The sequence below is a fragment of the Aeromonas sp. 11P genome (assembly GCF_051920165.1).
Lineage (GTDB): Bacteria > Pseudomonadota > Gammaproteobacteria > Enterobacterales > Aeromonadaceae > Aeromonas > Aeromonas veronii.
Genome location: NZ_JBQBDJ010000004.1, coordinates 2,825,985 through 2,845,705 on the forward strand (window position 1 = coordinate 2,825,985; position 19,721 = coordinate 2,845,705).

Consider the following 19,721-nt stretch of genomic DNA (forward strand, 5'->3'; position numbering starts at 1 on the left):
AGCGAATCATGATAGCAATCAGAACCCTGTTGACCCTGACCCTGCTGCTGGGGGTCGCCTACCCGCTGGCGGTCACCGGACTGGCACAGCTGCTGTTCCCCTGGCAGGCCAACGGCAGCCAGCTGACCGACAGTAAACAGCAACTCATCGGTAGCGCCCTGCTGGGGCAGAAATTCGAGCGGGCTGACTATTTCCATCCCCGTCCCTCCGCCAGCGATTTCAACACCATAGGCGGCAGCGCCAGCAATCTGGGGATGAGCTCGCCGCTGCGGGCAGAGTTTGCCGAACAGGCAGCCAAAGCACAGCCGGGAACCAGCTCCCCCGCCATGCTGACCCGCTCCGCCTCCGGCCTCGATCCCCACCTGCCGCTGGATGCGGTGCTGGCTCAGGTCAACCGCGTCGCCAAAGAACGTGGACTGGATCCCGCCCAACTGACGGAGCAGGTCAAGTCGGCCACACAAGCTGGTATCCTTGGCCCGCAGGTGGTCAACATTCTCCAGCTGAATCTGCAACTGGATCATAAAAAGGGCGCCTGATGGCGCCCATTCCGGTTTGGTGATGACCTCGATTTTCGAAACGGGCGGTTGGCTCGATAGGGATAACAATGGCTGATGTAGCAAGCGCTGATGCCCTGCTGACGAGTCTGATGCAGGAGCATGGGGATGCGTGATGAGGTAAGGGCCGACGCCCTGCTGGCGAGCCTGGAACAGGAGCACAAGGGCAAGCTGAAGGTGTTTCTCGGCGCCGCTCCCGGCGTGGGCAAGACCTACGCCATGCTGCAGGCGGTGCGGGAGCAGGCCAAAGAGGGGGTAGACATCCTGATCGGCGTGGTGGAGACCCACGGCCGGCAGGAGACGCTGGCTCTGCTCGACAAGCTCGCCATCATGCCGCGCAAGATCCACATGCACCGCCAACAGCGACTGGAGGAGATGGATCTCGACGGTCTGCTCGCCCGCAAACCGGCCATCGCCGTGGTGGACGAGCTGGCCCACAGCAACGCCCCCGGCAGCCGCCACGAGAAGCGCTGGCAGGATGTGGAGGAGCTGCTCAACGCCGGGATCGACGTCTACACCACCCTCAACGTGCAGCATCTGGAGAGCCTCAACGATCTGGTGTGGCAGCTGACCGGGGTCAGGGTGAAAGAGACCCTGCCCGATCAGGTGCTGCTGGAAGCCGACAGTCTGGTGCTGATCGACCTACCCCCCAAGGAGCTGCTCGGCCGCCTCAAGGAGGGTAAGGTCTATGTGCCCCATCAGGCCAAGGCTGCGCTGCAATCCTTCTTCTCCCTCAACAACCTCACCGCATTGCGGGAGCTGGCGATGCAGACCGCCGCCAGCCATGTGGAGGGCGATCTGCAACTGCAGTGGCAGGCTGCAGGCAAGAGCACCTTACCGCTGCGGGGCAAGCTGATGGTTTGCCTCGGTGACCTGCACGGCTCGGCGCTGGTGCGCTACGGCCACCGCTTTGCCCAGCGCCGTCAGCTCCCGTGGCTGGTGGTGCATGTCGACAGCAATGGCCGCCGCTCGGCCGATGTGGAGCAGGCGCTGGCGCTCGCCTCCCACCTCGGCGCCAAGGTGCTGACGCTATCCAGCCCGGCGGTCGCCAACACCCTGCTGGAGACCGCCGAACAGCAACAGGTCTCCCAGCTGCTGCTTGGCAAACCCCACAAGGCGCCGTGGCGCCGCTCGCTGGTGCAACACCTGCTCAAGCAGGCGCAGGGGCTCGAAATCACACTGGTCGATACCGAGAAGCAAAAGCCCGAAGTGGGGATGCGCGTCCCGACCCCGAAGGATATTCACCACAGCCTGCTGGCGGTGACCATCATGGGGATCACCTCGGCCGCCGCCTGGGGGCTCTCCTACTGGCTGCCGCCAGCAGCGTTGCCGCTCATCTTCGTGCTGGGGGTACTGGCGACGGCCCTCACCACCAGTCTGGTGCCCGCCACGCTGGCGGCGGTGCTGGGCTTTATCGCCCACAATCTGCTCTTCACCGCCCCCTACTTCTCCCTGAGCGTCGCCAACCACAGCGATCTGCTCACCCTGTTTGTGCTGCTTATCGTCGGCATGACGGCAGGACGGCTCGCCTCCCGTCAGCGCCAGCAGTTGATCGGTCTGCGCGAGACCCAGCAGCTGGGCAATGCATTACTCTCCCTCAGTCAGGGGCTGGCGACCGCCAGCAGCCCGGAGGAGGTGCTCAGACAAGGTGCCCAGGCCATTGCACTGGCGCTAGGCCAGCCGACCGTGGTGATCGACAAGGAGTTCAACGACAGGCTCGGCAACGAGAAGCACAGGCCCGGCCAGACCGACAAGGCGGCCATCGACTGGTGTCTGGCCCAGAAGCAGAGCGCCGGGGCCCACACTGCGACCCTCAATGCCGCCGAGGCCCAGTATCACCACCTCAGCGACGATCTGGTGATCGGCATAACGCTGGCCAATCCGCTCTCCTCCTCCGCCGAGCATCAGCTGCAGGCGCTGCTCACCGACATTCGCGCCGCGCTGGCGCGGATCGACCTCAACGAGCGGCTGGCCGACAGCCAGCTGCAGGCGGAGACCGACCGGATGCGCGCAGCCCTGCTCTCCTCGGTCTCCCACGATTTGAAAACGCCGCTGGCCACCATCATGGGGGCTGGCAGCACCCTGCTGGAATATGGTGACCGGATCCCCACCGAAGACCGTGACGAACTGCTCCACTCGGTGCAGGAGGAGGCGCGCCGCCTCCACAGCTATGTGCAGAATCTGCTGGATATGACCCGCATCGGCTCCCCCGACTTCCAGCTGAAACGGGACTGGGTCGATCTGGCGGATCTGGTGGAGAGCGCCCGCAAGCGGCTCGACTCCTCCTGGCGCCAGCACAAGCTGCTGGTCCATTTCGATCAGCATGTGCCCCAGCTCTATGTCCATGGCGCCCTGATCGAGCAGGTGCTGGTCAACATCCTCGACAACGCCTCCCGCTACTCGCCGGCAGGCACCCCCATCGAGTTCAAGGTGATGGTGGCTGAGCCCGACCTTATCATCGACATCATCGATATCGGGGTCGGTATCGCCGAGTCGGATCGGGAGAAGATCTTCAACCTCTTCTACACCCAGCCGGTTGGCGATTGCGGCAGCCGTGGCACCGGGCTTGGCCTCGCCATTTCCCGCGCTATGATAGAGGCCCACGGCGGCAAGATTTGGGCCTTCTCCGGCCCCAATGGCAACGGCACCTGCATGCGTATCTCCCTGCCGCTTGCCCTCAATTCACCGGAGGTCTGATGGTTGACCACCAGATCGGGTCACTCAGCCCCTCCCACCATTCGCCTCTGGAGGTTCGATGGCGCACATTCTGGTCATAGATGATGAAGCGGCGATCCGTCGCTTTCTGCGGATCAGCCTGATTGCCGAGGGGCATCAGGTGAGTGAGGCGGTGGGGGTCAATGAAGGGCTGGAGCAGTATCGCCACCTCAACCCCGATCTGGTGATCCTCGATCTCGGTCTGCCGGATGGCGATGGCATTCAGGTGTTGCAGGCCATTCGCGAACACCACCCCAATCCTGTGCTGGTGTTGTCGGCCCGTGATTCGGAGCAGGAGAAGGTGCGGCTGCTGGATGCCGGCGCCAACGACTACATGAGCAAGCCGTTCGGCATCGGCGAGATGATGGCCCGCATTCGCGTGCTGCTGCGCCAGCGGGCTGGCGTCAGCAGTGGCGAACGGCGCCACTTCCCCCAATGCGGCCTGACGCTCGATATCAGCAGCCACAAGGTGACCATGAAAGAGGAGGAGATTCCCCTCTCCCGCAAGGAGTTCGCCCTGCTGCAGGCGCTGGTGTGCCACCCCGGCAAGCTGGTGATGCAGACCCAGCTGCTCAACGACATCTGGGGACCGAGCCACAAGGAGGACACCCACTACCTGCGCATCGTCATCGCCAGTCTGCGCAAAAAGCTGGGGGATAACCCCCAGCAACCGACGCTTATCGAGACCGAATCCGGTATCGGCTACCGCTTTATCGGCAACTGACGTTTCACGTGGAACGACGCCCACTGCAAATCAGCGCCAGCAGACCGCAGCCACTCAGCAACAGGCCGAGATCCTGCAATCCGGCCGCTACCACCAACCCCAGACTGAGCAGCAGGTAGTAGCCAAGCCCGAACAGGGCGCCAGCGCTGCCCGCTACCTCGCGATAGGCCAGCAGCGCCTGACTCAGCACATTGGGGATAGCCAGCCCGAAGGCCACCACCACACCCATCATGGGCAACAGGAACCAGAGGCTGGACTGACTCGCCCAGACCAGCGGCCCGGCGACCAGCGCCAGAGCGCAAGCCAACCTGACCAGAGAGGACGGCAGCCACCCCCTCCCCAGCAGATGCTTGTTGAGCAAGCTGCCGAGCAGAGTCGCCAGCGCCAGCAAGATCCCCGAGTAACCAAACTCGCCGGTGCTCAATCCCAATCCGGCAAACAGGAATGGGGCCAGACTGTAGTAGCCAAACAGCATGGTGTTGAACAGGGCGACCAGCATGGTACTGCGCCAGAGTCCGCCATCCTTGATCATCCGACACGCCAGCGGCCAGAGCGCGACTCGCTGGCTGGTGGCCGGACGGGTTTCCGGCAACTGCCAGCAGGTCACCAGCAGCAAACCTACCGCCAGGACCAGCAGACCGCTGAACACCCCGAGATAGCCGAACCCGCTCGCCAGCTGGCCGCCACTGAGCAACCCCAGCACCGGACTGAGTGAGAGCGCAATGCCCATCACCGAAAAGACCCGCGCCAGATCGCTGCCCTGATAGCTGTCGCGCAGCATGGTCTGGGTCACAACGGATCCCACGGCGGCGCCAAAGGCCGAGATGACCCGAGCCAGCAGCAGGGTTTCGAACTGATTGGCCAGCAGCGCCAGCAAGGTGCCGACATCATAGGTGAGCAGACCCGCCAGCATGGCGGGACGGCGCCCAATCAGATCGCAGAGCCGTCCCCAGCAGACCACGCCCACCGCAAACGCCAGAAAATAGACCGACAGGGTCTGGGATGCCTGCCCTTCGCTCACCCGAAACTGGGTAGCAATGTGGGTCAGGACCGGGCTGTAGATGGTCTCCACAATTTGGGGAAACATCATCAATCCCACCACCAGCCAGAGCGGTGGCAACTTGTTGTTCATGACAAACCTCCTTCACAAGAGGTCGCCATTCTAGAGAGATACCGATTGTCTGATTATAATAATCAGGACTATAAACATCAAAAATCGGACATATGGCCTTTATTCTTCCCGATCACCCTTTTGACCCCGACCAGCTGACCGGCAGCGTGATCGGCATCGCCTCCGCCCTCGGTTGGCACGACTCGGGCCTGCATCAACATCAACGCCATCAGCTGCTGTTCGCCCAATCCGGTTGCATGACCATGGAGCTGGAAGGTCGGGTCTGCCTGCTACCACCCACCCGCGCGGCCTGGCTGCCTGCGGGCACTGCCCACCGGGTACTGATGCGTGGTGTGGTGGCCTACCGTTCACTCTACTTCCAGCCGCACCCCGAGTTGTCCGGCACGGTGGAGGTGCTGGCGGTCAATCCGCTGCTGCACGAACTGATCGAGCGGATGGCGCTCTGGCCGTGGGACAAACCGCAAGAGCAGCAACAACGGACGGTGGCACTGTTTATGGAGGAGTTGGGGCAGGCGCCGCGGGAGTCGTAGCAATTGCCGCTGCCGACCGATCACAGACTGGGCGACTGGCTACAGCAGTTGAAACAGGGGGATGCCCTGCCCGATCGGCTCAACCGGCTGGCCGAGCGGGTGGGTGCCAGTGACAAGACCATTGGCCGCATCTTCATGCGAGAGACCGGCATGAGCTATCAGGCGTGGCGTCAGCAGTGGCGGCTGTTGCGCGCCATGGAGCTGCTGGCAGAAAGCGAGCCCATCAGCCGGATTGCCGCTGCGCTGGAGTTCTCCAGCGACAGCGCCTTCATCAGCTTCTTCAAACAACATACGGGACAGACCCCCCTGCGCTACCTCAACTCTCGGGGTGAGTCGCCACAGCCTGACTCGCCTCCACCACCAGGGTATCCAGCGCCAGCGGCTTGAGATTGTGCAGCGCATCCTGCACCACGGCGTGGGATGCCTGTTGCAACTCGCTCTGCACATCCTGCTCCAGCTGGGCACTCTCCAGCTCGGGCCGCGGGTTTTCGTTGGCCATCACGTTCAGGCTCAGGGCACTCACAATCAGGGTAGCGATCAGGCTGTTCATCTGGTTTGCTCCGGTATGGTTGAGATGACCAGATAGCTATTCCAATAGTTGTGCCAATCCTCAAGCAATTCATAACATGATGATTTTGTTTAAATTAACCATCTTTCGATACCAAATTGAGTCGCAAAATGCATCCTGCTCGGTCATTTTTAAACCAACAGTTGGTACTTTTAACCACGCTTGATTTTTGCACCATGTTCCACGTGGAACGTCCCATCTTTTTGATCGACACCCGCTTTTAAACTGAGCTATGGTGCTACATCTTCGTAACTGACTCTGGATCTGTCACCGAATGGAATTTTCCTTGTTCGGCGAGAAGTTCACTCGCCACGCCGGTATTACCCAACTCATGGATGACCTCAATCAGGGGCTGACCAATCCGGACGCCATCATGCTGGGTGGCGGCAATCCGGCCCCCATCCCCGCCATGCTGGAACGCTTTCAGGCCGAGGCCAAGAGCCTGCTCGACAACGGCGATCTGGTCAAAGCGATGGCCAACTACGATGGCCCGCAAGGCAAAGACAGGTTCACCAAAGCGCTGGCCGCCCTGCTCAGCAAGGAGCTGGGATGGGATATCTCGGCTCGCAATATCGCCCTGACCAACGGCAGCCAGAATGCCTTCTTCTACCTGTTTAACCTGCTGGCCGGTGAATTTGCCGATGGCCGCAAGAAGAAGGTGCTGTTCCCGCTCGCCCCCGAATACATCGGCTATGCCGACTCGGCGCTGGCGGACGACTACTTCGTGGCCTACAAGCCCACCATCGAGAAGCTGCCCGATGGCCAGTTCAAATACCATGTGGATTTTGAGAGCCTGCAGGTAGGTGACGATATCGGGGTGATCTGCGTCTCCCGCCCGACCAACCCGACCGGCAACGTGCTGACCGACGAAGAGATCGAACACCTCGACCAGATCGCCCGCGACAAGGGAATCCCGCTGCTGATCGACAACGCCTACGGCGTTCCCTTCCCGGGCATCATCTTCAGCGAAGCCAAGCCGTTCTGGAACGCCAACACCATCCTCTGCATGAGCCTCTCCAAGCTGGGATTGCCGGGCACCCGCTGCGGCATCGTCATTGCCGACGAGAAGATCATCCAGGCCATCACCAACCTGAGCGGCATCATCAATCTGGCACCGGGCAGTCTGGGCCCCGTCATCACCATCCCGATGATCGAGAGCGGCGATATCATCGCCCTCAGCGAACAGGTGGTGAAGCCCTTCTATCAGCAGAAGGCTGAGCTGGCGGTGCAGCTGCTGCGTGAAGCGATCCCTGACCCGCGCTTCCATATCCACAAGCCGGAAGGCGCTCTCTTCCTCTGGCTCTGGTTTGAAGGCTTGCCGATCCACTGTCAGGAGCTGTACGAGCGACTGAAGGCGAAAAACCTGCTGATCGTGCCGGGTCACTACTTCTTCCCCGGCATTGATGACCCCGAGTGGCGTCACAGCCAGGAGTGCATTCGCCTCAACTACTCCCAGAGCGAGGAGCTGGTTCGTCGCGGCATCGCCATTCTGGCCGACGAGATAAACGCTCTCTACGCTGGTTAATCCAATCCGGCGATACAAAAACATAAAGGCCTGCAGATGCAGGCCTTTGTTGTTTCTCGCGATCCGGTTTGTTTAGCCGGGCAGCGCCAGCTGCTCGGGTTTGCCGATGGGGATGGCGCGAGGCTTGAGCGCCTCCGGCAGTTCGCGCGCCAGATCGATGGTCAACAGACCATGCTCCAGCTTGGCGCCCTGCACTTCCACGTGCTGGCTCAGCTTGAAGGCGAGCTCGAAGTCACGCTCGGCAATCCCCTGATGGAGGAACTGACGCTCACCGGCCGCAGCCCCTTTGCGCCCCTTCACCTTGAGGGTGCCGTTTTCGGTCTCGAGCTCCAGCTCTTCGCGCTCGAAGCCAGCCACGGCGACCGTGATGCGATAGCCATCCTGATCGCGCTTTTCAATGTTGTACGGGGGGTAAGCGGCGGTCTTCTGATCGAACAGACCTTCCAGCTCACGGGCCATCCGCTCGAAGCCGACGGCGTTGGAATAGAGATGAGAAAAATCGAGGTTACGCATAATCCTATCCTTCTAATAAGCAACAGGTTCAACTCTCCACAGGCCCGTCATCGGCACCCGGGAAATTTTAAAATTTCAGTAAATTCAGGCTATCAGCCATTGATCTCGATCTTGCGCGGCTTCATCGCCTCGGGCACTTCACGCACCAGCTCGATGTGCAACAAGCCATTTTTCAGGTCAGCCCCTTTCACCCGCACATAGTCGGCCAGCTGGAAGCGGCGCTCGAAACCACGTTCGGCGATCCCCTGATAGAGATAGTTGCGCCCGGTGTCGGCCTGCTTGTTGCCCTTCACCGTCAGCAGATTTTCCTGGAAGCTCAGCTCCAGCTCTTCCTGGGTAAAGCCCGCCACCGCCATGCTGATGCGGTAGTCGTTGTCACCCAGCTGCTCGATGTTGTAGGGGGGATAACCGGCATTGCCATTGCTGGCCGCAGATTCGATGAGATTGGCCAGACGATCGAAACCGATGGCAGAACGATAGAGCGGAGAAAAGTCGATAGAACGCATAGTATTACCCTCTTGTGAGCGATAACGGATTGTTTGCCCTCCTTATGGACGGGCGCCTGGTCGAAACCTCTGTCGAGCGTTCCGGCCTTGTTACCTATATAGGGGCTCACTTTTTCCTTTCAAGGGGATTTTTTCAAATTTTTTAAATGGCCGCGCCGACCTGTAGAACATCAACTTGTTGGCCCGATAGTGATGATAATCGACCCGTGGGCCACTGATGGCAACTCGCTTAGCGCCCCATAATTGGTTGCATATCCACCAGCCAACATGGAGCCATCCCATGAAGATTACCCAGGTTCGCAACGCCACCTTGCTGCTCGACTATGCCGGAACCCGCTTTCTGATCGACCCCATGCTCTCGGCCAAAGGGGCCTTCCCCGGCTTTGAGGGCACCACCAACAGCCAGCTGCGCAATCCGCTGGTCGAGCTGCCGCTGCCGCTCGATGAGCTGGTCGATGTGGACGCCGTGATCGTCACCCACGACCATCCCGACCACTGGGATGACGCCGCCAGAGCCCTGATCCCCAAACATCTGCCGCTCTTGGTACAACATCAGAAAGATGCCGATGCCATTCGTGCCAGTGGCTTTGAGGATGTGCGCCTGCTGAGCGACCAGCCCGAGTTTGCCGGCATTCGCCTGCAGCAGACCGGTGGCCAGCACGGCAACGACCAGTTGATGGCGGTACTGGGCGAGCGCATGGGAGAAGTGTGCGGCGTGGTCTTCTCCCACCCCGATGAACAGTGCCTCTATCTGGTCGGTGATACCATCTGGCATCCCCGGGTCGAGCAAGCCCTGCAACAGCATCAACCCGAGGTCATCATCCTCAACTGTGGCGATGCACAGGTGCCCGGACTCGGTTCAATCATCATGGGCAAGGAAGATGTCGCCGCCGTTTATCAGGCCGCACCGCAAGCCACGCTGATCGCCAGCCATATGGAGGCGGTCAACCACGCCGTGCTGTCACGCCAGGAGCTGCGCAACTATCTGGCGAAACGGGGCATGACGGATCGGGTACGGGTGCCGCAAGATGGCGAGGCGATATGGCTGTGACTCGCAGGAGGGCCATGCCAGACATGGCCCTTCGGCTTTCACTGCCGAACGCTTATGATGAGTGGTCTGAGCGCAGAGAGGAGCCAACACCATGACCACCCCGATCGTTGCCGTGGTGACCTTCGATCACTTCAGCCCTTTTCACTGCGCCGTCCCTTGTCTCATCTTCGGCGACATCCTGCCGGGCCAGCCGCTGTTCGAGCTCAAGATCTGCTGCGGTGATGGCAACCCTCATTCACGCTCGGCGCAAGGCTTCACCATTCAGGCTCCCCATGGGCTGGAGGTGCTGGCCGAGGCGGAGATCATCGTTATTCCCTTCTGGCACGACCCGACAGCACAGCCACCCGCAGCGCTGCTCGATGCCCTTATCGCCGCCAGAGCCAGAGGTGCCCGACTGGTCGGGCTCTGTCTTGGCACCTATGTACTCGCCTACACCGGGCTGCTCAATAGTCGCAAGGCATCGACCCACTGGGAGTATGAGCAGGATTTCTGCCACCGCTTTCCCTGCGTGCAGCTTGATACCAACGCCCTCTATGTGGATGACGATGGGCTGGTCACCTCGGCAGGCACTGCCGCCGGGCTGGACTGCTGCCTCTATCTGGTGCGCCAGTACCACGGCTCGGCCATCGCCAACAAGGTGGCGCGGCGGCTGGTGATCCCGCCCCACCGGGAAGGGGGTCAGGCCCAGTTTATCGAGCAGCCGGTGCCCGCCTCCACCCGCGATGTCCGGATGAACCAGTTGCTCGATCACCTGCGTGCCCATCTGGCCGAGCCTCACACCCTGGACTCTCTGGCGGCCCATACCCTGATGAGCCGACGCACCTTTACCCGCCGCTTTCATCAGGCTACCGGCCTCTCGGTGGGTGAATGGCTGCTGGCGGAGCGGCTCAGGCGCAGTCAGGAGCTGCTGGAGGTAAGCGGCCATTCCATCGAGCGCATCGCCGAGCTGGTCGGCTTCAAGAGTGCCACCTCTCTGCGCAATCACTTCCGCGGCCGCTTTGCCATCTCCCCCAGCGAGTGGCGACGATCTTTTCGTGGCCAAAACCACTGATACACAGACTCGATGTTTCACGTGGAACGTGCAACTTCTTCCGCCCAAAAACAAAAAGCCGCTCACAGGGAGCGGCTTTTTTATATCGGGCTGACAGCGTTGATTAGACGTCGAGGTTGGCCACGCGCAGGGCGTTGGTCTCAATAAAGTCACGACGGGGCTCAACGGCATCACCCATCAGGGTGGAGAAGAGCTGGTCGGCACCGACGGCGTCGTCGATGGTGACGCGCAGCATGCGACGGGCTTCCGGATCCATGGTGGTTTCCCACAGCTGGTCCGGGTTCATCTCGCCCAGCCCTTTATAGCGCTGGATGTAGATGCCGCGCTTGCCTTCGCCCATCAGCCACTCGACGGCTTCTACGAAGTTGGCAACCGGCTTGACCTTCTCGCCACGCTTGATGAAACCACCTTCCTCGATCAGGTTGGCGATCTCCTTGCCCAGCGAAACCAACTGACGGTACTCACCGGACTGCAGGAAGTCGTAGCTGAGCGGATATTCGCGGTCAACACCGTGCTGACGAACCACGGCGTGCGGAACGTACAGGCTGCGCTCTTCATCACGACGAACCTGGATCTGGTACTGAATACCGTGGTTGCTCTCGTTGAGCACGGCTTCCATACCCTGACACCAGGCCAGCAGATCGCTCTCGCTGTTCAGCAGCGCTTCGTTCAGCTCCGGCTGATAGATCAGCTGGGTCAGAACCGCTTCCGGCGCACGACGAGACATGCGGGTGATCAGGTGAGTCACCGAGCGGTGCTGGTTGACCAGACGCTCCAGCGCCTCGCCACCGATGGCCGGGGCAGACTCGTTGACGTGCAGGGTCGCACCATCCAGCGCCATGGCGGTCTGGTACTGCAGCAGCGCATCTTCGTCTTTCAGATACTGCTCCTGCTTACCCTTCTTCACCTTGTAGAGCGGCGGCTGGGCGATATAGACATAGCCACGCTCGATGATTTCCGGCATCTGACGATAGAAGAAGGTCAGCAGCAGAGTACGGATATGTGCACCATCGACGTCCGCATCGGTCATGATGATGATGTTGTGATAACGCAGCTTGTCCGGGTTGTACTCGTCGCGACCGATACCGCAGCCCAGTGCGGTGATCAGGGTGCCCACCTCTTGCGAGGAGATCATCTTGTCGAAACGGGCCTTCTCCACGTTCAGGATCTTGCCCTTGAGCGGCAGAATGGCCTGGTTCTTACGGTTGCGACCCTGCTTGGCGGAACCGCCAGCAGAGTCCCCTTCCACTATGTAGAGTTCGGAGAGTGCCGGGTCTTTTTCCTGACAGTCAGCCAGCTTGCCGGGCAGACCGGCGATATCCAGCGCGCCTTTGCGGCGTGTCAGTTCGCGGGCTTTGCGGGCCGCTTCACGGGCACGGGCCGCATCGATGATCTTGTTGACCACGATCTTGGCATCGCCCGGGTTTTCCAGCAGGAAGTCCGCCAGCTTCTCACCCATCGCCTGTTCAACGGCGGTCTTCACTTCGGAAGAGACCAGCTTGTCTTTGGTCTGGGATGAGAACTTGGGATCCGGCACCTTGACGGAGATAACGGCAATCAGACCTTCACGCACGTCGTCGCCACTTGCGGCAGACTTGGCCTTCTTGCTGTAGTCCTCTTTGTCCATATAGGAGTTCAGAGTACGTGTCAGCGCGGTACGGAAGCCAACGAGGTGAGTACCACCATCCCGCTGCGGGATGTTGTTGGTGAAGCAGTAGACCCCTTCCTGATAGGCGTCATTCCACTGCATCGCCACTTCAACGCCGATACCATCCTGCTCGGTGGTGAAATGGAACACCTTCGGGTGGATCGGGGTCTTGTTCTGGTTCAGGTATTCAACGAACGCCTTGATGCCACCTTCGTAGCAGAAATGCGCCTCACGGCCGTCACGCTCATCCATCAGACGGATGGAAACACCGGAGTTGAGGAAGGAGAGCTCACGCAGGCGCTTGGCCAGGATCTCGTAGTGGAACAGGGTGTCGCTGAAGATGGTCGGGCTCGGCCAGAAGCGAACTTCAGTACCGGTGCCGGTGCTGTCGCCAATCTGCTTGAGCGGCGCCTGCGGCTCACCCAGATGATAGGTCTGCTCGTAGACGTGACCGTTACGACGAATGGTCAGCAACAGCTTGTCAGAGAGGGCGTTAACGACGGAGACGCCGACGCCGTGCAGACCACCGGAAACCTTGTAGGAGTTGTCATCGAACTTACCGCCAGCGTGCAGCACGGTCATGATGACTTCGGCAGCGGAGCGGCCCTCTTCCGGGTGAATATCGACCGGAATACCACGGCCGTTATCGCGCACGGAGACGGAGCCATCGGAATGGATCTTGACCTGAATATCGGAGCAGTAGCCAGCGAGCGCCTCGTCAATGGAGTTATCGACGACCTCGAACACCATGTGGTGCAGACCCGAGCCATCATCCGTATCGCCGATATACATCCCCGGGCGCTTGCGGACCGCATCCAGGCCCTTCAGCACCTTGATATTCGAGGAGTCGTAAGTATTTTCACTCATAGCTTACTCTCTGCCTTCTCTAACGTTTCGGAGATTTTACCCTGTTCCACGTGGAACAACTTGCAGTCATTCGCATCCATCATGTCTGCGAGCTGACCGGTGTCGATGGCGGTAATAAACACCTGGGACGCGCACTGCTTCAGCCTTGCGGCCAGCAAGCGGCGCTTGTCGACATCCAGTTCAGAGGCAAAATCGTCAATTAAAAAAATACAGCCACGGCTGCTATGTTGATTCAAATAGAGCCCTTGGGCCAGTCGCATGGCGCAGACCAGCAACTTCAGCTGACCCCGGGACAAAATATCCTGAGCGGGTACCCCGTTCGCCTTGAGGCGCACATCGGCTTTCTGTGGACCGACACCGGTATAGCCCAGCGCCCGATCCCGCTCAAACCCCGCCTCCAGCAGATCGCCGAGGGGAGTATCTTTCTCCCAGCCCCGGTAAAAGCCGAGACTGATATCGAATTCCGGCAGAAAATCCGCCGTCATCTCCTTGATCAGGGGCGTAATGGCCTGACAATAACTGGCGCGAAACTCGGCCAGCTCCCCCCCGAGCCGCACCAGCTCCTGATCCCAGAACGCCAGCTGGCGGTACTGGGTGCTCTGGCGCAGCAGCGCATTGCGCTGTTTCAGCAGCCGCCGCACTCGTCCCCACAGGGCAAAGAAGGTCGGCTCCTGATGGAAAACGCCCCAATCGAGCCAGGCACGGCGAGCCTGAGGCCCGCCTGTCAGCAGGTTGAAACCATCGGGATGGATCAACTGCACCGGCAACAGCTCCGCCAAATCGGCCAGCCGCTGGGCCTGCGCCCCGGCAATCTTGAGCTGGGTCTCGCCACTCTTGTCTTTGGCAAGACCGATCGGTACCTGACGCCCCTCCAGCTCGCATTGGGCAAACAGGGTAAAGGCCCTCTCCCCCTGGCGGATGACCCGCCCGGTCAAATGAGTGCGAAAGGAGCGCCCCAGACCAAGGTAGTGAATGGCTTCCAGCACGCTGGTCTTGCCGCTGCCATTGCACCCGACCAGAATGTTGAGGCCGGGCGACAGCTTGAGACTGGCTTGCTGGATATTGCGAAAGTCGCTGAGCTGGAGTTTGACCAGGGACACGACTAGATCCGCATCGGCATCACCACGTACTGAGCATCCTGATGTTCAAAATCCTCAATAATGGCACTGCTGATGGAATCGCTCAGGCTAATCCGAATTTGGTCACATTTTAACGTATTCAGCACGTCGAGCACATAAGAGACGTTAAAGCCGATCTCCATCTCGCCAGCGGCATATTGTACGTCAAGCAGCTCTTCGGCTTCTTCCTGTTCCGGGTTGTTGGCGGTGATGCGCAGCAGGTTTTCCTGCAGATTGAGACGCACCCCACGGAATTTCTCGTTGGAGAGGATGGCGGCGCGGGCAAACGCCTGACGCAGATCCTCACGGCCGGCGATCAGGGCCTTGTCGCTGTTGCGCGGAATGACGCGGCGCCAATCCGGGAAGCGGCCATCCACCAGCTTGGAGGTGAAGATGAAGCCGTCCAGCGCAGCACGCAGGTTGCTGCGACCGATCTGCAGACGTACCGGCTTATCTTCCGCTTCCAGCAGACGCACCAGCTCCAGTACCCCTTTGCGCGGCAGGATAACCTGATGATCGGGCAGCGATTCCCCTACTACCTCGCGGCGGCAGGTGGCCAGACGGTGACCGTCGGTCGCCACAGTGCGCAGACCGTGACCTTCGCTCTCGAACAGCATGCCGTTCAGGTAGTAACGTACATCCTGGCTGGCCATGGAGAACTGGGTCGCATCGATCAGCTTCTTCAGCTCCAGCTGGCTGATATCGAACTCGAGCACGGATTCCCAATCCTCGATGTTCGGATATTCGGTCGCCGGCAGGGTCGAGAGGTTGAAGCGGGAACGACCGGAGCGGATGATCAGGCGCTCGCCTTCGGTATTGAGACGGATCTCGGCGCCTTCCGGCAGACCACGGCAGATATCCAGCAGCTTGCGCGCCGGTACTGTGGTGCGGCCATCTTCGCTGGCTCCGTTCAGATAGACCTGACCGATCATCTCTACTTCGAGATCGGTACCGGTCAGTGACAGCAGACCGTTGCTGACATCAAGCAGCACGTTGCCGAGGATCGGCAGGGTCGGTCGGCCGCCGAGGGCGCCGGACACCAGTTGCAGAGGACGTAACAGGGCCTCACGGCTAATTTCGAGCTGCATCTGTGCTCTCCGTTGTGATTAGGAGGAAAAGATTCGGATCAGGTTGGAATATTCACGCTGCATCTGTCCACTCAATTCCGTTATCAGGAAGAAAGGGTACGGATCAGGTTGGAATAGTCCTCCTTGATGTCGTGACTCTCCTCCTTCAGCTGCTCGATCTTGCGGCAGGCATGAAGAACGGTAGTGTGGTCACGGCCACCAAAGGCATCACCTATCTCCGGCAAACTGTGGTTGGTCAGCTCCTTGGCCAGTGCCATCGCCAGCTGGCGCGGACGGGCAACGGAGCGGGAACGACGCTTGGAGAGCAGATCCGCCAGCTTGATCTTGTAGTACTCCGCCACCGTCTTCTGGATATTGTCGATGGTGACCAGCTTCTCCTGCAGTGCCAACAGGTCGCGCAGCGCTTCGCGCACGAAATCGATGTTGATGGCACGGCCGGTGAAGTTGGCGTTGGCGATCACCCGGTTGAGGGCGCCTTCCAGTTCACGGACGTTGGATCGCAGACGTTTGGCAATGAAGAAGGCCACTTCGTCCGGCAGATGGATCTGGTTCTCGTCTGCTTTGCGCATCAGGATCGCGACACGGGTCTCCAGCTCCGGCGGCTCGATCGCAACGGTCAGGCCCCAGCCGAAGCGGGACTTGAGGCGATCCTCGACACCGTTGATCTCCTTCGGATAGCGATCCGAGGTCAGGATGATCTGCTGGTTACCTTCCAGCAAGGCATTGAAGGTATGGAAGAACTCCTCCTGGGAGCGCTCCTTGTTGGCGAAGAACTGGATGTCATCGATGAGCAGGGCATCAACGCTGCGGTAGTAACGCTTGAACTCTTCAATGGCGTTGTTTTGCAGCGCTTTCACCATGTCCTGAACAAACCGCTCGGAGTGCATATAGATGACTTTGGCATCTTTTTTACTCTCCTTGATGGCATTGCCAACGGCGTGCAGCAGGTGGGTTTTACCCAAACCAGTGCCGCCATAGAGGAACAGCGGGTTGTAAGCACCACCCGGATTGTCCGCTACCTGACGGGCAGCCGCACGCGCCAACTGGTTGGACTTACCCTCGACGAAATTCTCGAAGGTATAGTTCACGTTGGTGTTGCTCTTGTGGTTCGGCTCGGGCTTGGCTTCAGCCTTGCTTTCCCAGCTCTTCTGCAAGTTATTCACAGGCGCGGCACCCTGTACCGGCGCTCTGGCGACAGCAACAGGATGGGGACGATTGCCTATATCAAAACGCAGGGCGGGGCCGTCGACCCCGCAGAGTTCGTTGATGATGCCGTTAACCCGGATGAGATACTTGTCTCGTACCCAGTCCAGAACAAAGCGATTCGGTGCATACAGGGTCAGAGTATTGTCACTCAACTCCGCTTGAAGCGGCCGGATCCACATGCTGAATTCTGCCGAGGGCAACTCATCTTGCAGCCGGTTAAGGCACTGCTGCCATAGCGAAGCAGTCACTCTAAACTCCTGTCGATTGATTAACTAAAGACCGGCTATTCTACGTTTTTAGCCGCCGGATCTCCAGCCATCGCCCGGTGGATCCAGCAAATAAGATCCTTGACTTTCAAGGATCCAGCGCCTTTGGATCGGATTTCATCCCCAAAGTTACCCACAGCTTGATCCACCGTCCGGATTGGTCGATCCCGTGCTTCTCTCCTGTTATTTCATATAACCAAATGTCATTTATTTTTTAAATTTTATTCCAATAACATCAGGGCCAAACCAGTTATTACAACTACAAATACAAGACATTGAGAGAGAGAAACACCATGAAAACATCCATCAAACTGATTTCCGGCGCAGCCATCCTGCTCGCCACCCTGTCCGGTCAGGCCATCGCCCAGGAGACCATCAAGGTCGGCATGTCTGGCAAATATTTCCCGTTCACTTTCGTCAAGCAGGACAAGCTGCAGGGCTTTGAAGTGGATATGTGGAACCAGATCGGCGAGCGCACTGGCTACAAGGTCGAATTCGTGACCGCCAGCTTCTCCGGCCTGTTCGGCATGCTGGAAACCGGCCGCATCGATACCATCTCCAACCAGATCACCATCACCGACGAGCGCAAGGCGAAGTACGACTTCTCCCAACCTTACGTCTATGACGGCGCCCAGATCGTAGTACGCAAGGGCAACAGCACCATTCACGGTATCAAGGATCTGGAAGGTAAGAGCGTTGCCGTGAACCTGGGTTCCAACTTCGAAGAGCTGCTGCGCAAGAACGACCCGAACAAGAAGATCGACATCCGCACCTATGACTCCGCCTTCGAGCAGGATGTCGCCCTGGGTCGCATTGATGCCTTCGTGATGGACCGCGTCTCCACTGCCCAGCTGATCAAAGAGTCCAAACTGCCGCTGCAACAGGCTGGCGCACCGTTCGAGACTATCGAGAACGCCCTGCCCTTCCTGAAGACCCCGGAGAAACAGGCGCTGCTGAAGAAGGTCGACGAGGCCCTGACCGCCATGCGCAAGGATGGCTCCCTGCGTCAGATCTCCGAGAAATGGTTCGCTTCCGACATCACCGACAAATAAATGATGGAATTTGACCTCGAATACACGCTGGGGCTGTTTCCCATCCTGCTCAAATATCTGGGCACCACGATGGAGATGGCCCTGTGGGGATTCGTGCTGGCACTCGTACTCTCGCTGGCCCTGGCGATAGTACGGGTGTTTCGCGTCCCCGCGATCCACTGGCTGGCGATGCTCTATATCTCGTTCTTTCGGGGTACACCGCTACTCGTTCAGCTGTTCCTGCTCTACTACGGACTGCCGCAACTGTTCCCGATCTTCGTGGGGATGGATGCCTTTACTGCCGCCATCGTCGGTCTGACCCTGCACTTCGCCGCCTACATGGCCGAGTCGATCCGCGCAGCCATCCTCGGCATTCACAAAAGCCAGATGGAAGCGGCGCTCAGTATCGGCATGAGCCGTTATCAGGCGATGCAGCGGATCATCCTGCCGCAGGCGGCCCGTATCGCCACCCCGTCGCTGATGAACTACTTCATCGACATGATCAAGAGCACCTCGCTGGCCTTTACCCTGGGTGTGGCCGAGATCATGGGCAAGGCGCAGATGGAAGCCTCCTCCTCCTTCAAGTTCTTCGAGAGCTTTATGGCGGTGGCGCTGATCTACTGGGTAGTGGTGATCTTCTTTACCCGCTTGCAGCATCTGCTGGAAATTCGTCTCAACCGTGCCTATTAAAGGAGGGCTCTCATGATCAAGCTAACCGGCCTCTCCAAGGCATATCACGGCAATCAGGTGCTCAACGGCATCGATCTGGAGGTCAAAAAGGGGGAAATTGTCGTCATCATCGGCCCCTCCGGCACCGGTAAGTCGACCCTGTTGCGCTGCCTGAATCTACTGGAGACCCCGGATGCGGGCTCGCTTGCCATCGACGATCTGCAGCTCAATCTGGCAGATGCCAGCGAGCAGCAGGCGATCGAGCTGCGCAAGCGGGCCTCCTTCGTGTTCCAGAACTACGCCCTTTTTGCCAACAAGACGGCGCTGGACAACATCGCTGAAGGGCTGATCACCGTCTGGAAACAGCCGAAGGCGGAAGCTCGTGCTACCGCCCTCGGCATCCTGGAGGACATTGGTCTTGCCGAGAAGCGGGACGCCTATCCGGCCTCCCTCTCCGGCGGCCAGCAGCAACGGGTCGGCATCGGCCGCGCCATGGCGGCCCACTCCAAGGTAATCCTGTTTGACGAGCCCACCTCGGCGCTCGATCCGGAGTGGGTCGATGAAGTGCTCGGGCTGATGAAAAAGCTGGCTAGCCAGCACCAGACCATGGTGGTGGTAACCCACGAGATTGAATTCGCACGGGATGTGGCCGATAGGGTGATCTTCATGGAAGGTGGCCGGATCGTCGAGCAGGGCCCGCCGGATCAGATATTGGTCGATCCCAAGGATCCCCGTACCCGGGAGTTCTTGCGGAAAGTACTTAAATAGCTCTCTCTTTGGCGGCCTGGCCGCCTTTTTTATTGAGGGATCCCTTGTTTAACCCCGGGTTGCCAGTATAATCCGGAGCCCTTGATCCTCTGGATCCTCACGCTCGGCAGCGGCCTTTTCAAGACCACGGCAGGATGAGAGGGAACGGCGGATTGACTAAAAGCCGAACTCTGTTTAGAATTCGGCCTCTT

The 19,721-nt window shown here is 59.6% G+C and carries 17 protein-coding genes and 1 pseudogene; 10 read left to right on the forward strand and 8 right to left on the reverse strand.

Annotated features, from left to right (window positions below; translation table 11 throughout):
- The first annotated feature begins 8 nt into the window (after positions 1-8).
- From ACTG1P_RS13040 to ACTG1P_RS13050, 3 genes are all read left to right on the forward strand, one after another.
- Positions 9-536 carry a potassium-transporting ATPase subunit C gene (locus ACTG1P_RS13040; protein ID WP_440001441.1) on the forward strand — a complete coding sequence of 176 codons (528 nt, stop codon included), beginning with the start codon at positions 9-11 and terminating at the stop codon, positions 534-536.
- 126 nt (positions 537-662) lie between these two features.
- Positions 663-3,251: an ATP-binding protein gene (locus ACTG1P_RS13045; RefSeq protein ID WP_440001442.1), complete on the forward strand. Its 2,589-nt coding sequence runs from the start codon at positions 663-665 to the stop codon at positions 3,249-3,251.
- Between the two features lie 58 nt (positions 3,252-3,309).
- Positions 3,310-3,993, forward strand: a complete 684-nt coding sequence (locus ACTG1P_RS13050) for a response regulator (protein ID WP_005355774.1) — start codon at positions 3,310-3,312, stop codon at positions 3,991-3,993.
- 4 nt (positions 3,994-3,997) lie between these two features.
- Here the strand turns inward: ACTG1P_RS13050 and ACTG1P_RS13055 are convergent, their stop codons facing one another.
- Positions 3,998-5,125: a multidrug effflux MFS transporter gene (locus ACTG1P_RS13055; protein WP_440001443.1), complete on the reverse strand. Its 1,128-nt coding sequence runs from the start codon at positions 5,123-5,125 to the stop codon at positions 3,998-4,000.
- Positions 5,126-5,217: 92 nt separating this feature from the next.
- Here ACTG1P_RS13055 and ACTG1P_RS13060 point away from each other — a divergent pair.
- Positions 5,218-6,042: pseudogene (locus ACTG1P_RS13060) on the forward strand (AraC family transcriptional regulator).
- Here the strand turns inward: ACTG1P_RS13060 and ACTG1P_RS13065 are convergent.
- Entirely contained in the window at positions 5,972-6,205 is a 234-nt protein-coding gene (locus ACTG1P_RS13065; RefSeq protein ID WP_440001444.1) for a hypothetical protein, read from the reverse strand. The pseudogene ACTG1P_RS13060 and the gene ACTG1P_RS13065 overlap by 71 nt on opposite strands.
- 292 nt (positions 6,206-6,497) lie before the next feature.
- Here ACTG1P_RS13065 and ACTG1P_RS13070 point away from each other — a divergent pair, with 292 nt between their 5' ends.
- Positions 6,498-7,748, forward strand: a complete 1,251-nt coding sequence (locus tag ACTG1P_RS13070; RefSeq protein WP_440001445.1) for a valine--pyruvate transaminase — start codon at positions 6,498-6,500, stop codon at positions 7,746-7,748.
- Positions 7,749-7,820: 72 nt separating this feature from the next.
- Here the strand turns inward: ACTG1P_RS13070 and ACTG1P_RS13075 are convergent, their stop codons facing one another.
- On the reverse strand, positions 7,821-8,261 hold the full coding sequence (locus tag ACTG1P_RS13075) for an Hsp20 family protein (protein WP_005357182.1): 441 nt from the start codon (positions 8,259-8,261) through the stop codon (positions 7,821-7,823).
- Positions 8,262-8,353: 92 nt separating this feature from the next.
- A complete protein-coding gene (locus ACTG1P_RS13080; protein WP_005339298.1) occupies positions 8,354-8,767 on the reverse strand; it encodes an Hsp20 family protein in 414 nt (137 codons plus the stop codon).
- 280 nt (positions 8,768-9,047) lie between these two features.
- On the opposite strand from ACTG1P_RS13080, the gene ACTG1P_RS13085 reads away from it, so the two are divergent.
- Complete coding sequence (locus ACTG1P_RS13085; RefSeq protein ID WP_440001446.1) at positions 9,048-9,818, forward strand: MBL fold metallo-hydrolase; 771 nt, start codon at positions 9,048-9,050, stop codon at positions 9,816-9,818.
- A 91-nt stretch (positions 9,819-9,909) separates the two neighbouring features.
- The gene (locus ACTG1P_RS13090; RefSeq protein WP_440001447.1) at positions 9,910-10,869 is read left to right on the forward strand and encodes a helix-turn-helix domain-containing protein; all 960 of its coding nucleotides are present in this window, start codon (positions 9,910-9,912) and stop codon (positions 10,867-10,869) included.
- Between the two features lie 103 nt (positions 10,870-10,972).
- On the opposite strand, the gene gyrB is transcribed toward ACTG1P_RS13090, so the two are convergent.
- The 4 genes from gyrB to dnaA form a co-directional block, all read right to left on the reverse strand.
- Positions 10,973-13,384: a DNA topoisomerase (ATP-hydrolyzing) subunit B gene (gene gyrB, locus ACTG1P_RS13095; RefSeq protein WP_076494165.1), complete on the reverse strand. Its 2,412-nt coding sequence runs from the start codon at positions 13,382-13,384 to the stop codon at positions 10,973-10,975.
- Entirely contained in the window at positions 13,381-14,484 is a 1,104-nt protein-coding gene (recF, locus tag ACTG1P_RS13100; protein WP_005339305.1) for a DNA replication/repair protein RecF, read from the reverse strand. The genes gyrB and recF overlap by 4 nt, the downstream gene beginning before the upstream one ends.
- Before the next feature lie 2 nt (positions 14,485-14,486).
- Complete coding sequence (dnaN, locus tag ACTG1P_RS13105) at positions 14,487-15,590, reverse strand: DNA polymerase III subunit beta (protein WP_005339306.1); 1,104 nt, start codon at positions 15,588-15,590, stop codon at positions 14,487-14,489.
- An 83-nt stretch (positions 15,591-15,673) separates the two neighbouring features.
- Entirely contained in the window at positions 15,674-17,044 is a 1,371-nt protein-coding gene (dnaA, locus tag ACTG1P_RS13110) for a chromosomal replication initiator protein DnaA (RefSeq protein ID WP_005339307.1), read from the reverse strand.
- A 311-nt stretch (positions 17,045-17,355) separates the two neighbouring features.
- Here dnaA and ACTG1P_RS13115 point away from each other — a divergent pair, with 311 nt between their 5' ends.
- The 3 genes from ACTG1P_RS13115 to ACTG1P_RS13125 are packed head-to-tail and all read left to right on the forward strand — an operon-like array spanning position 17,356 to position 19,530.
- Positions 17,356-18,114 carry an amino acid ABC transporter substrate-binding protein gene (locus tag ACTG1P_RS13115; RefSeq protein ID WP_019445519.1) on the forward strand — a complete coding sequence of 253 codons (759 nt, stop codon included), beginning with the start codon at positions 17,356-17,358 and terminating at the stop codon, positions 18,112-18,114.
- Complete coding sequence (locus tag ACTG1P_RS13120; protein ID WP_013724235.1) at positions 18,115-18,783, forward strand: amino acid ABC transporter permease; 669 nt, start codon at positions 18,115-18,117, stop codon at positions 18,781-18,783. It abuts the gene before it with no gap.
- A 12-nt stretch (positions 18,784-18,795) separates the two neighbouring features.
- Complete coding sequence (locus ACTG1P_RS13125) at positions 18,796-19,530, forward strand: amino acid ABC transporter ATP-binding protein (RefSeq protein ID WP_184237116.1); 735 nt, start codon at positions 18,796-18,798, stop codon at positions 19,528-19,530.
- Positions 19,531-19,721: the final 191 nt, after the last annotated feature.

Excerpts from the sequence above, each read along its gene's own strand:
- ACTG1P_RS13080 (WP_005339298.1), bottom strand. The coding sequence starts at position 8,767 with ATGCGTTCTATCGACTTTTCTCCGCTCTATCGTTCTGCCATCGGTTTC.
- ACTG1P_RS13120 (WP_013724235.1), top strand. The coding sequence starts at position 18,115 with ATGATGGAATTTGACCTCGAATACACGCTGGGGCTGTTTCCCATCCTG.
- ACTG1P_RS13055 (WP_440001443.1), bottom strand. The coding sequence starts at position 5,125 with ATGAACAACAAGTTGCCACCGCTCTGGCTGGTGGTGGGATTGATGATG.
- ACTG1P_RS13040 (WP_440001441.1), top strand. The coding sequence starts at position 9 with ATGATAGCAATCAGAACCCTGTTGACCCTGACCCTGCTGCTGGGGGTC.
- ACTG1P_RS13090 (WP_440001447.1), top strand. The coding sequence starts at position 9,910 with ATGACCACCCCGATCGTTGCCGTGGTGACCTTCGATCACTTCAGCCCT.
- ACTG1P_RS13050 (WP_005355774.1), top strand. The coding sequence starts at position 3,310 with ATGGCGCACATTCTGGTCATAGATGATGAAGCGGCGATCCGTCGCTTT.
- ACTG1P_RS13075 (WP_005357182.1), bottom strand. The coding sequence starts at position 8,261 with ATGCGTAACCTCGATTTTTCTCATCTCTATTCCAACGCCGTCGGCTTC.
- ACTG1P_RS13065 (WP_440001444.1), bottom strand. The coding sequence starts at position 6,205 with ATGAACAGCCTGATCGCTACCCTGATTGTGAGTGCCCTGAGCCTGAAC.
- ACTG1P_RS13070 (WP_440001445.1), top strand. The coding sequence starts at position 6,498 with ATGGAATTTTCCTTGTTCGGCGAGAAGTTCACTCGCCACGCCGGTATT.
- ACTG1P_RS13115 (WP_019445519.1), top strand. The coding sequence starts at position 17,356 with ATGAAAACATCCATCAAACTGATTTCCGGCGCAGCCATCCTGCTCGCC.
- ACTG1P_RS13045 (WP_440001442.1), top strand. The coding sequence starts at position 663 with ATGCGTGATGAGGTAAGGGCCGACGCCCTGCTGGCGAGCCTGGAACAG.
- dnaN (WP_005339306.1), bottom strand. The coding sequence starts at position 15,590 with ATGCAGCTCGAAATTAGCCGTGAGGCCCTGTTACGTCCTCTGCAACTG.
- ACTG1P_RS13125 (WP_184237116.1), top strand. The coding sequence starts at position 18,796 with ATGATCAAGCTAACCGGCCTCTCCAAGGCATATCACGGCAATCAGGTG.
- ACTG1P_RS13085 (WP_440001446.1), top strand. The coding sequence starts at position 9,048 with ATGAAGATTACCCAGGTTCGCAACGCCACCTTGCTGCTCGACTATGCC.
- gyrB (WP_076494165.1), bottom strand. The coding sequence starts at position 13,384 with ATGAGTGAAAATACTTACGACTCCTCGAATATCAAGGTGCTGAAGGGC.